Source organism: Halobaculum limi (assembly GCF_029490015.1).
GTDB classification, from domain to species: Archaea; Halobacteriota; Halobacteria; order Halobacteriales; family Haloferacaceae; genus Halobaculum; species Halobaculum limi.
The window spans coordinates 35,122-47,053 of the sequence record NZ_CP120469.1 but is presented as its reverse complement, the minus strand read 5'-3'; the positions used below and the strand labels follow the sequence as shown (position 1 = coordinate 47,053).

Sequence of the window (11,932 nt, the reverse complement as noted above, 5' to 3'; positions counted from 1 at the left end):
GTGAACAACTGGTCACAGACTGCCGCTCACGCGGCGACGGCGGATCCAGCGATGGCGACGCGTCTGTACACCGGAACTGTCCGGTCCAAACTGCCAGCCCAGGTTCAGGGCGGTGCCGTGAGGGTAACGCGGTGCGTGTCGGCGTCTCCGACGGCGTGGCCGCAGAACGGGCAGTATTCGTAGCCGAATAGCCCGGGCTTGACGGAGTAGCCGCCGGTGTTCTCGCAGTCGATCCGCGTCGTCACGTCGGTCGTGGATCGTGAGGGCCTGTGCATGTTACTCGGTACCTACCACCGTTCCAGCGACCAGAGTACATAACGGTGTCTGAAGGCTTACTGAGGGGTTCTCGGGATGTACCGAGCGAGCCCTGCCGGCGGCAGTGTGGCGGTCACACTCAGCGTATGCTTGGCTTTCGGCGTCGAAATCCGCGCGTACCGATGGGTGAACTGGCGACCGGTCGGCTACGCTTGCCACGCGTCGGCGTTGTCGGCGGCGAACTCCCGAACGGTTCGGGGCGGTCGACCGAGTATCTCTGCGACCGTGTCGGTCACACGCCCCGCCAGTCCGAGTCGTGCGGTGGTATAGATGCCGACCATCGTCAGCGAGAAGCCGAGTCCGCGTTTCGGAACGCTCTGTCGGAGGAACGTCAGAGCCGACGGCGCTCGGTAGTCGATGTCGCGGCCCGTCGCCTCCGAACAGACCGCAGCGACCTCGTGGTACGTCAATGCCGCCGACCCGGTGAGGTCGAGTGCACCCGGCGGCGGCGTCTCGTCGGTCAGCGCCGCCGCCGCGACGGCGGCGACGTCTCGGGCGTCGACGAACGACGTGCGCCCGTCGCCCGCGGGGACGAGAATCTCGCCCGTCGCGCGAATCTCCTCGCCGTGCACTTCGGTGAGGTTCTGCAGAAAGAACGACGCCCGGAGGAACGTCGTCGTCGCCGACAGCGGTTCGAGTCGCCGTTCGACCCGACGGTGCGGGAGTATCGGGAGGCGGTCTGCGCCGAGCGTCGAGAGGAACACGATTCGGTCGACGCCGACGCGGTCGGCCGCCTCTGCGAACGCTGCGACGCGGTCTGCTCCGGTCGTGCCGGGCGGGAGGACGAGGAACACGCCGTCGGTCTCGGAGAGTGCTGCCCCCCACGTCTCCGGTCGCTCGTAGTCGAACGCCGTCGGGTGAGCGCCGTCCGGGAGCGACGCGCGCTCCGGGGTCCGTGTGCCCGCGCGGACGGTCGCGCCGCCGTCGAGGAGATACTCGACGACGTGGCGACCGACGGTGCCCGTGGCGGCCGTCACGAGGACGTCGCTCGTGCCGACTGTCGGCGTGGTGTGTACCGCGTCGCCGACGCTGTCTGTGTCGGTGTCGGACGCCGTCATCGCTCGGTAACCATCGGGAGTTCACGGACCCACTCGTCGTCCTCGACACACGAGAGGACGAACGCCGCGAGGTTCTCGCGGGAGAGCGAATCCCCCACGCCCAAACGGAGGTATCCGGCTTCTATCTCCCCAGTGTACGGCCCCTCGGTGAGTCGTGGGGGGCGAACGACGGTCCAGTCGAGGTCGGTGTCGGTGACGTGGTCGACGTGGCGTCTCGCATCTTCGAGAACGGTGCCAGCGAACAGGCGCAACGCCGCGTTCATCACCCGCCCGCCGAGCGACTGGCCGGGGTCGCGCGTGGTCCTGACCCCTGCGCCGACCAGCGTGACGTAGCGGTCGACACCGTGGTCACGCATCGCCGCGATCGCGTGGTCGCCCGCGACTGTCAGCAGGTCGTCGGGTGCCCCCTCGGCGTGGCCGAGGACGGAGACGACCGCGTCCGCGCCCGCGACCGCTTCCGCGACGGCGTCGGCATCGGTGACGTCACCCGCGACCACCGTGAGTCGCTCGTGGTCGCGGCGGTCGCCGAGTTTCGAGGGCGTTCGGGCGAACGCGACCACGTCGTGGCCGGCGTCGAGCGCCCGGTCGACGAGTGGGAGGCCGGTTCTGCCAGTCGAGCCGAGGATCGTAATTCGCACAGCACCGAGTACGTCGCGAGAGCCAATAACCATCAACGTCCCGTCACTCGGAGTCACTACGATCCCCCGTAGTGAGGGAGTGGAACGAAAAAGTACGAGTATTGAAGCCACTATAGAATCTGTAGTACATATGGACGAGACAGGAACTCACGCGGACGGGGCCGCGGGCCGTACGGACGCCCCGCCGGCGGCGTGCCCGACGACCGAAGACGGCGACCACCCCGCCTCCGACCTCCTGGAGTTGCTAGGTCGGGCACACGCGATCCGAACGCTGTACACCGTCGTCCACGGCGGCGAGCGGCGAGGAGCGCCGTGGCGCTTCTCGGAGTTGGAGGCAGAACTCGACATCTCGCCGAACACGCTCTCGGCCCGCCTCGACGAGTTCGAAGCAGCGGGGCTGATCACCCGGACGCAGTACGAGGAGATTCCCCCGCGGGTCGAGTACGAGGCCACCGAACGGGCACGCGCACTCGACGGGGTGTTCCGCGAACTGCGCGACTGGATGGACGAGTTCGACGACGGGTGGTAGTCGCCGTCGTTCGGGTCGAGTGGGTGGACGAGGCGGCCTCGCGAGACGACATCTGACCGTCAGGACCGCGCCGATGTGCGACTGTTCGGCGGGAGCGTGGTGGTGACGCTCGTCGTCGACGCCCTCGACTCGGCCGGCCCCGTCGAGGTGACCGAGGACGCCGAGGAATCAGCCCGTCGCGACACCCCAATCACGCGCCTCGAAGCGACGAAGCCCGAGCAATCGGCGGGCGCGGTCGGCGGACTGGCGGACGAACGGGCGACGCTGCGGCGCCTCGTCTGCGACCACGGCTACGACGTGCTGTCGACTCGGCCAACGCTGACGATGCGGCGGCGACTCAGTTTACTCGCCCGTGCGCGGCTTCGCTGGAAGTTCGACAACGATCCGCTGTCGGCGTTCGACCAGATGACCGACCTCGCCGTGAACGACGCGGAGGGCGGTCACACCGACGGCTGCTGCCGCTCAGAGGGCGCCCGCGCTGCGTCGACGTACGCCGATTGACGTCGCTGGAAATCGACCGAGGCCCCCGGTTCGAACGGCGCGCGTACGAATGGACGACGACGAGTGCGACGCTCTCGTCTCGCCGCGCAACCGCTATGATGTCAGAGAACGTATGGAAATAATCGAACGTGACCAAGTCGCTCGCGGCGCGTGTGATCGGAGTGGCGTCGCTGGCCTCGGCCCGTTCGGGAGAGACTATGGACGAAGACAAGTACCCCAGTGAGTCGGGGCGACGACGGTTCGTGAAGGGCGTGTTGGGCGGCGCGGTACTGGTAGGGTTCGGAGCCACCGGCAGCGCCGTCGTCAACTCGGCGACCAGTCCACAGGGGGCTGGCGGCGGCATCACGCAGTATTTCGGCAACACGTTGGTCGACGGCCCCGCCCCGCGCGGGATGCCACAGGTTCCGATCCGAATCGACGACGAGGGATTCATCCGCGGCATCTGGCCCACGGTCACTGAGATTCAGCAGGGTGGACGCACGGTTGCGGTCGCAGAGATGGAACTCGGCGGTGTTACCTACTCTAGCGAGTGGTTCCAGTACTGCGGTGTGCAGAATGCCGAGGGTGTCGTCCCGGACGCCGACCAAGACGACTTCCTCAGGTACACGAACAACCCCCCGTACGAATGGCAAGAGACCAACGTGACCCCTGGAGACCGAGTCAATATCTCCGATTTCGACGATTACGAGACGTGGGGCAATAATATCGGGGAGGCAGGCCTCGGTAAACCCGCCGTCGCAGAGTGGCGCTCACAGGATGTCGAACAGCCGTTACCAGTGCAGATCATTCGAAGCCCGGTCGTCGAACGACTGGCCGCAGACGACGAGTGGCTGGCGGCGAGCACGCAAGACGGCGTCATCGCGTTCCTCAACAAATGTACGCACTTCTGTTGTGTCCCCGGGTACAAAACGACCGAACAGAGCGCCCGGTTTGGCGCGAGCGATCTCGTGTACTGTCCGTGTCACCAGTCGGTGTACGACCCGTTCACCATCGAACAGCAGACGTTCGTCGCGTTTCCCCGGCCCGAAGAGTGAGTTCGGGAGCCCAGAAAGGCGGCCCAGACGACCACCCGGCACGGGCGTGTCGATCGGGGCACGATTAGACGCCGGTTTCGATTAGAACGGCGGCGAGTAGTCCTCGTACTCGTTCATCTCTTCCATCTCGTCCGTCTTGTTCGGCATCACCGCCGCTCGCGGGCCGCCCGCGCGGCGGACCGTTACCGATGTCACCTCGTCGAGGTCTTCGGGAAGACGACGCTCGATGGCCTTGATCGTCATCGGCGCGATGCCACAACCAGAACACGCGCCGCCGATGGCCACGGTGACCTCACCGGTCTCTTCGTTCACATCTTCGATCTCGAAGTGGCCGCCGTGTTGCTGGATCTGCGGGACGTGGTTGCTCAGGTAGTTCGCCGTTCGCCGTTCGAGCCCTTGTGCACTCATACACGTTGACCAATGGGGCGAGACATTATAATATTGTCCAGTTTGGGAAGCCTAAACCACAAAAATTGGTTTTGAGCAACCTAAAATAGCCCATTCGTGTTGTAATTTGACTGATTGCGAGTCGAGCAGTCGGCCCGTGCCGGCACGCGCCGCATCCGCGGTCCCGTCGCACCGACAGACCTTTGATGTTTTAGGCTAACCGAAAAATATGCGCGTTCGACAGACTACGGTCCCGTCGGCGGAGCGCGCGGCGGGAGCAGTGACCCCGCGAACACCCGATGAGGGAGCGAGCGATGAGTAACTCGACGCAATACCTACTCGCGCTGTACATCTGCGAACACCAACGAGAGCCACCGATACAGACGGGCACGGTCGCCGCCCGACTCGACCGGACACCGGCGTCCGCAACTGAGATGATGAAAGCGCTCGCCGAAGACGGCCTCGTCGAGTACGAACCGTACAAGGGAGCGTCGCTGACCGAACCCGGTCGCGAACGGGCGGCCGAACTCCACGAGACGTACGTGGCGCTCTCGTGGTTCTTCCGTGGCGTTCTCGACCTCGACGACTACGAACGGCAGGCGCTAGAGATAGCGGGGACGCTCACTCCCGAAGTAGCCGAACGCCTCGCGGACTCGTTGCTCTCGGGAGCGGTCTCTCGGACACCCGAGGAGCCACAGAACTGAGCGCGACCGTGTGGACCGGCGTGGTGTCCACGCCATCTAGTCGTCGTTGGCCACACTACCGCGTCGAACTCTCACCCGTCGTGCCCTATTCGCCCTCCGAGTCGGTGGTCACGTACCACCACGACACGCCGAGGGCCGAACCGATCAGCCCAGCGACGACGTCTTCGTACTCGAAGGCTCGCCCGGGAACCCACCGCTGGAGACGACCGCTCGCGAGGCTCAGCGTCGTCGACAGCGCAACCGCGAGAATCGCCGCCTCTCGGTCGGTGTATCGTTCGGCCCTGAGTGCGTTCGCGAGCGTCACGGAGTGCCCCGCGTGTCCGACGAGGTGCAGGAACTTGTCCGGACCCACGCGATCCCACTCGGACCGTCGTTCGAGCGGTGACGGCACGACGGACGCGAGGAGCAAGACGGCAGTCGAGTAGGCGGCCGGCTTCCAGGGAGCGGGTGCAGATCGACTTCGCATATCCGACGCGTCACCCCGTCGCGGTTCGAGACGAGGAACGAGCACGATCACTCGAACGTGAGGTCTCGCTCGGAAGATTCGGCGACGACCCACCTGTGGAGATCCTCGTTCGGGTTCCGACGCTCGACGTGGCCTTCGAGTCTGTCACCCCTCGCAAAATCCCTGCCGTCGAGGTTACAGCGGTGGTACCGTTTTGACACCATACGTACGTGTTCGCCTTGAGTAGCAATGGAGTCTTGGGTGATACGTAGTGGAGCGACAGTGCCGACGCTGGTTTCGAGATAGCTGCAGAGTTCGTCGACGACGTCCTCGACACCGTGCGCGGTGGCTTGGGCCAGGAACACGTCGCGGTCGGTGTCGGCGTGACTGAGCGAGAGTAGGCAGTACGACTGAGCTATTGCACCCGACTGTACGACTGGCCCGTCGCACGACAGCGATCGAACCCATCGGTATTATGTCGCCAGTTATACACTCGAAACTGTGCGCGCTCGCGTCCCCGCTACTGGACCCCTCCCCGTCGCATTCGCGGTCTCGACCGGTGCTATCGTCGGGTTATTTCAACCCATTTTGTGGCCAACCGCCCCAGGAGGTGGTATCGCACTCGGACTCCTCGCCGCACTGTTCGGGTGGGTCGGTATCGGCCAAGTTCCCGAGCGACTCGAGACTGCGGTCACTCGGAAAGCCGACGTCGCGTTCGGCGTCGCCATCGCTGCACCGGCCACCGCAGTCGTCGTAGCGGCGGCGACAGGCCAGTTCGGACTCACACGAGCGACTGTCGTTCGGGCTATCGTCGCTGTCGGTGTCGGAATCGTCCCGATAGTCGCGGGGACGGCACATCGCGGTCAGCAACGCGCGCGGACAGAGCAGGCACACGCGACCGCCGAGGCGACTTTTGTCACTCGATGGTACGGTCTCCCACTTGCTGTAGGCGCGATCCCGGTGTTCCTCGTGATCACGGCGGCACTGGGACAACTCGACATCGGCGGTGCGGCAGGAGCGGCGATTGTGATGGCCGTCGCCGCGCAGTTCTCTGGCGAACAAACCCGCTCCCTGACCGTCATTGACTCTGGAGTCGTCTTCGACGAGGAGCAACCACTCGGGGCTACGTACGTCCCGTGGGATCGGCTCTCCGTCTCCATTCGTGACGATACAGTCCGACTGCGACGCCAGTACTTCGTCCACAGTGAGTATCGAGTGTCGTGTGCAGATGCTGCGGCGGCCCAAGCGTTGGGACAGACGTTCGAACAGACGCGGCAGCAACAGTACCTCCATTGACCACTCTTCAGCACTATCGTTCATCCCCAGGTTCCACACCCGTACGCGAGCGTATCACCCATCGTTCCGGAGTGGGCCCGTGGTAGGGTCTCGTCCTCTCTTGGGTCGTGACCTCGCTGAAGCGGTCGCGCTCGCCGTCTGTTGCGTTCTTCTCGGGGCAGTACTCCCAATCGTCGTTCACATCGACTTCCGTGAAGCGCTGCTCGGTGGGGGCACGCTGGGCCTCTTCGCGGCCCGAGTCCGACTCCGATTCATCGCCGAAGAAACCGACAGCGGGCTCACCCGGCGGCGAGCGCGGTCCGGTGAATCAGCGAGTGAAGCCCTGAGCGAACTCGACTACCCCGCCGTGTACGACCGATACCTCGCGTACGTCTGTCTCTGTGTCGCGGTCGGTGCGTTTGTAGCGATCCCCGTCTTCGAACCTGGGTTCAGAGCGACCATCTACCTCGCCGCCACGGGCGTCGCTGGCTTCGTCTCGGCGGGCGGGGCCTACGGCCTCGCATCGCTTCGCTCCAAGCGAGAGTCGGATTCCTCCCACGGCTAAAGCCGTGGGCTTCCTCCTTGCATTCGTGTGACGGAGTGGCGTGAGCACACTCACAACGACGACGGCGACTCTCGCTACGCCGAACCGGTCGACTCGTCCAAGTGCCAACTGACGCCGAGGGCGTCGACCAGTGCCCGATGCGCGCGGACGTGGACGAGTGATACCGAAGAGTTCGCGTTGGCGTCGTCGCCATCCAGTTCTTCGGGGTCGGGGATCGTGAGTCGGACTGGTGGCGTGTCGCCGTCGTCTGCCCCGCTTAAGCGAACCGTCTGTGTGTCAAACACGCTGTCGATGGTGTCCCCAGTTACCTCGACGTCGGTCACTGCGGTCCGTTCGAGCCTGGCTTGTGGCTCCCCAAGCAGTCGGTCGTAGACGACGAGCGTGCCGTCGTACCCCCGATACTCGACGGTCCCGTACCGCAGGTACCGCGAACCCGCTCTGACGCACGCGAACACGGCAGCGATTCCGAGAGCGATGCTGCCGACAGCCGTCGCGCCGAACACGAGGAAGAATACAGCCGCGAGGTACACGACAAGGACGCCGCTCGTGAGCGTGTACGTCACACCACGGTATATCGCGTCGAACAGTGCCGCGCCCCGGGGTGGTCGTTCGCGGACGAGTGGCTCACCCGGGGGGACCTCGACAGGGACCGGGTTCGGTTCGGTCTCGGCGCTCCCGTAGAGGCGATAGAACAGCCCCCGAGCATCGGGATTGCGCGCTACCTGGAACCGCCGGAGGTCGTAGCACAACTTGCCGATGACGACGAGTCCGAGGACGGCCTCACCGCTCACTGCGGAGCCCTGAAGCGGCCCCGCGACGAACAGCAGCGCTCCGACGCCGAAGAGCCGTTTGAATGGTACGAGGACGACTGACCGCGCCGAGTGTTCGCGAAATCCGCTACGGAGGAAGTACTCGCGTACGGTCTCGATCCCTTCAGCGAGGAACACGCCCGCGCCACCGAGCAACAACTGTTCGACGACCGGAGTGGTGATCGTCGGATCGGTGAACGCGAACACGAGAACCGTCACACCGACTTCGAGGGGCGCGAGGAAACCCGCTGTCACGAGCAGCGTCGGGATGTTCCGAAGGTAGACCGGAGGGAGAGGTCCCGGCAGAGTGAGTGATCCCCGTTTCGTCTGCAGTGGACCGAGGAGGCGGTCGTCTCCGTCGATCATATTCCGGGGGCGCTTGGCTGCGAACGGGATTTTCACGATGGCCCAGAAGACGACGGCCCACACTTCGAGGACGAACACCCCGAGAACGACCGCTATCGGCCAGCCCAAGTAGAGAACACCGACCGGAACGACGAGTCCGGAGAGGAGGGCGGTGGACGGCACCGACGAAAGCGTGGCGCGGCCCAACACGGTCGGCGGTCGCAGCGCGGAGACAAACAACCCTGCGGTTGACGCCAGCCGTCACAGGTACATCGTACCGAGAGAGCGTCGTCCCACAAGTAGCCCTCGAACGCCGGAGAGTCCATTACCCAGCACTTCCAACTCCATACGACACAGGTATGGAACAAGAAGCAGTATTTCGTGAAGTCCAACGGTTTCGTCAGCCGTGGGTCTGGGCACTACTCGGCGGAGTCGCAGTTTTCGTGCTCGCGTTGGGACCCGTCTCGTGGGGAGGACTCCTTATCCTGAGCGTGGTCGCTGGATTCGTCTACAGTCTTCGTCTCCAGACAGAAGTTCGCGCAGACGGAATCTATCTGAAGATGTGGCCGCTTCATCGATCGTTCCGTCACATTCCCTGGTCAGAGATCGAGCGATACGAAGCCACGGAGTACCGGCCGCTTCGTGATTTCGGCGGTTGGGGTCTCCGCTGGGCACCCGGGAAAATCGCGTACAACGTCAGTGGTACCGAGGGCGTCTGGATCGAGCGGACGGACGGGCGTGCAGTCCTCGTCGGCTCACAACGCGCTGAGGAGTTCGCCAGAGGAATCGACGAGGCGGTACGGTGAGTCACTCCTCGAGTAGCCAGCCGAACCGTTTCTCCCAGAACTCCTCGCTCGGCGGCTTCTTGCTCTTGGCGTACGTCTTGCGCTCACGGATCTGACGTTCGAGTACGTCTCGTGCCTCGTTGATGGCGTGCTTCGCACCATACCCCTCTCCGGACGCCATATACAGGCCTTGGTCCGTGTACAGGCGGATACGAGCGAGTAACAGCGGCGTCCCGCGGAATTTCTCGTCGTGTTCGTGGAGGTGGATCTTCGCGTCTAGGACGGCCATCCCGTGATCTCTGTCGTCGAACTTTTCGATCATCGACACGATATCCTCGTACTGGATATCGTCCAGAAGTTCGGAACCGTAGAGTTGAACGGAGCGATTGCCACCCGCTTCCCAGGTGAGCGAATCGAGGATATCGGTCTTCGTGACGATTCCAAACGGTCGCCCGTCTCCCGTGACGACGAGCGAGGAAGCGTCTATCGCGAACATCCCTTCGACGGCCTGATCGAGCGTCTGATCCGGTTGGATCGTGTGTACCGGAGTGATCATCACGTCCCGAACCGGAAGGTCCAGAATTCGGCTGGTCTCTCCCTCTCTGGCACCGAACCCGCCGTGTGCCCGACCGGTACTGGTGGAGATGTTGCCGCCGAACGAGTCCGTCCCACCCGCGTTCCCACCCTGGCTCTGCGTCGAGGCGCGGACGGTGAGCCCAGTCAGGTCGTAGAGGCTGAAGATTCCGACCGCCGCGTCGTCTTCGACGACCGGGACGTGACTGATCCGATTCTCCCGGAGGATGTGGAGGGCCTCGCCGAAGGTCGATTCGGGGTCGAGCGTGACGAGGTCGGCGGTGTACGCCTCCTCGACGGTCGCCGCGTCGAGGAACGGCTGGACGGCCTCCAAGATGTCGTCGTCGGTGACGACGCCGCGGAGGGCGCGCCCCTCGAAGACTGGGAGTATGTGGGCGTCGCTGTCGATCATCAGTTGCGCGACCTTGCGAACGTCCTCGTGGGGGTCGAGGCGAGGGACGTGCCAGACGAGCGATCCCACCTTCTCGGTGGGTTGGTGGTGTGAGGTTGCGAGTTGTCTCCGGGTGACCACTCCCTCGTACTCGTCGCCGTGTACCACGACTCCCCTGACGGTTGGATCCTCGAACGCGCCCACGAGCTTCGAGACGGGCGTGTCCGGTGGGAACTCTACGTAGTCCTCTGAGACGATATCGGCGATATCCATTGTTGTGACTGTGTTTCGGTTGGTCGATGTGCGATCAGGCTACGGCCACACTGATGGCGCATTTAAATTCGTTACCAATTCACAAGGACTCGTTGGTCGTCGCCGGAAGTTGAGAAACTGGAGGGGGACAGTGGAAGTTCCACTACGAGGAGTGTACTGCCGAGAGTGGCGACGCCTCCAGCACCGGCTCACCGTCTGTCGTTCGGCCGAGCGTCATATCGCTCCCGAACGCCGTGACCACCTCCAGGTTCGTCCGGACGTGTTCGCTGACGGACGGGATTCGAACGCGCCCGCCCGCGAGCGCCAAGACGGTCATCAACTGATCGGCCATATACACGTCCACCGGGGCGTCGTTGGCGTGAAACGCGGTGAACTGCTGGACGGCGCTGTCGGCGACGGCCTCGGACGTGCGCCCTCGTTCGCCGAGTGCGTCGAACCCGACCACTGAGTGTTCGTAGACCCCTCGAAGCAGGAGCGACGACCCCGTCGATAGAGTCGAGACGTACTCGACACGTCGTCGCTCGGCTGGGAGTCCCGCCTCCTGAAGTGCTTCCCGTGCGCGGTCGGCCTGTCGGTCCGCGACCTCGGCTTCGCTGAGTTCTTCGGACGCCTTCGAGTAGATTTCCACTGTATCGAGCGTGCCGCGTGCGTCGAGGTCGAACGACGAGAGCGCTGACGGCGTCGTCTCGATGGTTGCCTCGCCGCCGCCAGCGGGGTAGAAGCCGGTCTTCGCGCAGTCGACGGTAGTTTTCAGCCCCCAGTTCTGCAAGAGCGGTGCCTTCACCAACTCGTGGTACTCGACCGTCGGTGACCACTTCACGTTCGTTCCCCCCGTCGCAGTCAGGCTGAACGGGTCGTCGTACGTCGCCGCGATCGGCAAGACAGTGTCGAACAGGAGCGTGACGCTCCCTGCGGTGCCGACGCCGACCTGCAGGGGCGTCCGGCGCGCACTCCCGGGCCGAACGGTCAACGAATCGGACCCGATCTCGGCGCCGTCGACGTCGGCGTCACACAACTCCGCGACGAGTTCGACCGCGGTGCAGTGTTGCGGCTTGAGTCCGGGGTCGGGACGAGCGCCGCGGACGTTCTCGATTCGGAACGGAGTCTCGGTGACGGCCGAGAGCGCCAGCGCCGTTCGGAGCAGTTGGCCACCGCCGTCGGTTCCGTCGATAGTGATCGTCGGGTGGGTGTTCATATCGCTTCGATTCGGCGACGAGGCTCCTGAAGATGATCCACACGTCGGTGACACCGCCCGAATGAGGCGAATCTTCCGCTGGTAAGCACAGCCACACCAGCGTTTCGGAC

At 64.4% G+C, this 11,932-nt stretch carries 16 protein-coding genes; 7 read left to right on the top strand and 9 right to left on the bottom strand.

Annotation, left to right across the window (positions count from 1 at the left end; genetic code table 11):
• Positions 1–104 precede the first annotated feature (104 nt).
• From P0D77_RS15875 to P0D77_RS15865, 3 genes are all read right to left on the bottom strand, one after another.
• On the bottom strand, positions 105–275 hold the full coding sequence (locus tag P0D77_RS15875; RefSeq protein WP_277556091.1) for a hypothetical protein: 171 nt from the start codon (positions 273–275) through the stop codon (positions 105–107).
• A gap of 186 nt (positions 276–461) precedes the next feature.
• Positions 462–1,373 (bottom strand): NmrA family NAD(P)-binding protein, encoded by a 912-nt coding sequence (locus P0D77_RS15870; protein ID WP_277556090.1) that lies wholly within the window; start codon positions 1,371–1,373, stop codon positions 462–464.
• On the bottom strand, positions 1,370–2,068 hold the full coding sequence (locus P0D77_RS15865) for an NAD(P)-dependent oxidoreductase (protein WP_277556089.1): 699 nt from the start codon (positions 2,066–2,068) through the stop codon (positions 1,370–1,372). Before P0D77_RS15865 ends, P0D77_RS15870 begins: the two co-directional genes overlap by 4 nt.
• Positions 2,069–2,141: 73 nt before the next feature.
• Between P0D77_RS15865 and P0D77_RS15860 the strand changes: the two genes are divergently transcribed.
• The 3 genes from P0D77_RS15860 to P0D77_RS15850 all read left to right on the top strand — a co-directional run bounded on the left by P0D77_RS15860 (position 2,142) and on the right by P0D77_RS15850 (position 4,075).
• Positions 2,142–2,540 carry a winged helix-turn-helix transcriptional regulator gene (locus P0D77_RS15860; RefSeq protein WP_277556088.1) on the top strand — a complete coding sequence of 133 codons (399 nt, stop codon included), beginning with the start codon at positions 2,142–2,144 and terminating at the stop codon, positions 2,538–2,540.
• Positions 2,541–2,615: 75 nt separating this feature from the next.
• Positions 2,616–3,041, top strand: a complete 426-nt coding sequence (locus P0D77_RS15855; protein ID WP_277556087.1) for a hypothetical protein — start codon at positions 2,616–2,618, stop codon at positions 3,039–3,041.
• Between the two features lie 197 nt (positions 3,042–3,238).
• On the top strand, positions 3,239–4,075 hold the full coding sequence (locus P0D77_RS15850) for a QcrA and Rieske domain-containing protein (RefSeq protein WP_277556086.1): 837 nt from the start codon (positions 3,239–3,241) through the stop codon (positions 4,073–4,075).
• An 81-nt stretch (positions 4,076–4,156) separates the two neighbouring features.
• On the opposite strand, the gene P0D77_RS15845 is transcribed toward P0D77_RS15850, so the two are convergent.
• A complete protein-coding gene (locus tag P0D77_RS15845) occupies positions 4,157–4,483 on the bottom strand; it encodes a NifU family protein (protein ID WP_277556085.1) in 327 nt (108 codons plus the stop codon).
• 293 nt (positions 4,484–4,776) lie between these two features.
• On the opposite strand from P0D77_RS15845, the gene P0D77_RS15840 reads away from it, so the two are divergent.
• Positions 4,777–5,166 (top strand): metal-dependent transcriptional regulator, encoded by a 390-nt coding sequence (locus P0D77_RS15840; protein WP_277556084.1) that lies wholly within the window; start codon positions 4,777–4,779, stop codon positions 5,164–5,166.
• An 85-nt stretch (positions 5,167–5,251) separates the two neighbouring features.
• On the opposite strand, the gene P0D77_RS15835 is transcribed toward P0D77_RS15840, so the two are convergent.
• On the bottom strand, positions 5,252–5,632 hold the full coding sequence (locus P0D77_RS15835; RefSeq protein WP_277556083.1) for a VanZ family protein: 381 nt from the start codon (positions 5,630–5,632) through the stop codon (positions 5,252–5,254).
• 47 nt (positions 5,633–5,679) lie between these two features.
• Entirely contained in the window at positions 5,680–6,066 is a 387-nt protein-coding gene (locus tag P0D77_RS15830; RefSeq protein ID WP_432764872.1) for a hypothetical protein, read from the bottom strand.
• Between the two features lie 133 nt (positions 6,067–6,199).
• On the opposite strand from P0D77_RS15830, the gene P0D77_RS15825 reads away from it, so the two are divergent.
• Positions 6,200–6,907, top strand: a complete 708-nt coding sequence (locus tag P0D77_RS15825; protein WP_277556080.1) for a hypothetical protein — start codon at positions 6,200–6,202, stop codon at positions 6,905–6,907.
• 79 nt (positions 6,908–6,986) lie between these two features.
• Positions 6,987–7,451: a hypothetical protein gene (locus tag P0D77_RS15820; RefSeq protein ID WP_277556079.1), complete on the top strand. Its 465-nt coding sequence runs from the start codon at positions 6,987–6,989 to the stop codon at positions 7,449–7,451.
• A 74-nt stretch (positions 7,452–7,525) separates the two neighbouring features.
• Here the strand turns inward: P0D77_RS15820 and P0D77_RS15815 are convergent, their stop codons facing one another.
• Positions 7,526–8,788 (bottom strand): DUF6498-containing protein, encoded by a 1,263-nt coding sequence (locus P0D77_RS15815; RefSeq protein ID WP_277556078.1) that lies wholly within the window; start codon positions 8,786–8,788, stop codon positions 7,526–7,528.
• Positions 8,789–9,048: 260 nt separating this feature from the next.
• On the opposite strand from P0D77_RS15815, the gene P0D77_RS15810 reads away from it, so the two are divergent.
• A complete protein-coding gene (locus P0D77_RS15810) occupies positions 9,049–9,411 on the top strand; it encodes a hypothetical protein (RefSeq protein ID WP_321170538.1) in 363 nt (120 codons plus the stop codon).
• Between the two features lies 1 nt (position 9,412).
• On the opposite strand, the gene P0D77_RS15805 is transcribed toward P0D77_RS15810, so the two are convergent.
• The gene (locus P0D77_RS15805) at positions 9,413–10,627 is read right to left on the bottom strand and encodes a CBS domain-containing protein (RefSeq protein ID WP_277556076.1); all 1,215 of its coding nucleotides are present in this window, start codon (positions 10,625–10,627) and stop codon (positions 9,413–9,415) included.
• A gap of 142 nt (positions 10,628–10,769) precedes the next feature.
• Positions 10,770–11,822 (bottom strand): RNA 3'-terminal phosphate cyclase, encoded by a 1,053-nt coding sequence (rtcA, locus tag P0D77_RS15800; protein WP_277556075.1) that lies wholly within the window; start codon positions 11,820–11,822, stop codon positions 10,770–10,772.
• Between the last annotated feature and the right edge of the window lie 110 nt (positions 11,823–11,932).

Coding starts and splice junctions, on each gene's coding strand:
- P0D77_RS15845 (WP_277556085.1), bottom strand. CDS start 4,483: ATGAGTGCACAAGGGCTCGAACGGCGAACGGCGAACTACCTGAGCAAC.
- P0D77_RS15875 (WP_277556091.1), bottom strand. CDS start 275: ATGCACAGGCCCTCACGATCCACGACCGACGTGACGACGCGGATCGAC.
- P0D77_RS15840 (WP_277556084.1), top strand. CDS start 4,777: ATGAGTAACTCGACGCAATACCTACTCGCGCTGTACATCTGCGAACAC.
- rtcA (WP_277556075.1), bottom strand. CDS start 11,822: ATGAACACCCACCCGACGATCACTATCGACGGAACCGACGGCGGTGGC.
- P0D77_RS15860 (WP_277556088.1), top strand. CDS start 2,142: ATGGACGAGACAGGAACTCACGCGGACGGGGCCGCGGGCCGTACGGAC.
- P0D77_RS15835 (WP_277556083.1), bottom strand. CDS start 5,632: ATGCGAAGTCGATCTGCACCCGCTCCCTGGAAGCCGGCCGCCTACTCG.
- P0D77_RS15850 (WP_277556086.1), top strand. CDS start 3,239: ATGGACGAAGACAAGTACCCCAGTGAGTCGGGGCGACGACGGTTCGTG.
- P0D77_RS15870 (WP_277556090.1), bottom strand. CDS start 1,373: ATGACGGCGTCCGACACCGACACAGACAGCGTCGGCGACGCGGTACAC.
- P0D77_RS15805 (WP_277556076.1), bottom strand. CDS start 10,627: ATGGATATCGCCGATATCGTCTCAGAGGACTACGTAGAGTTCCCACCG.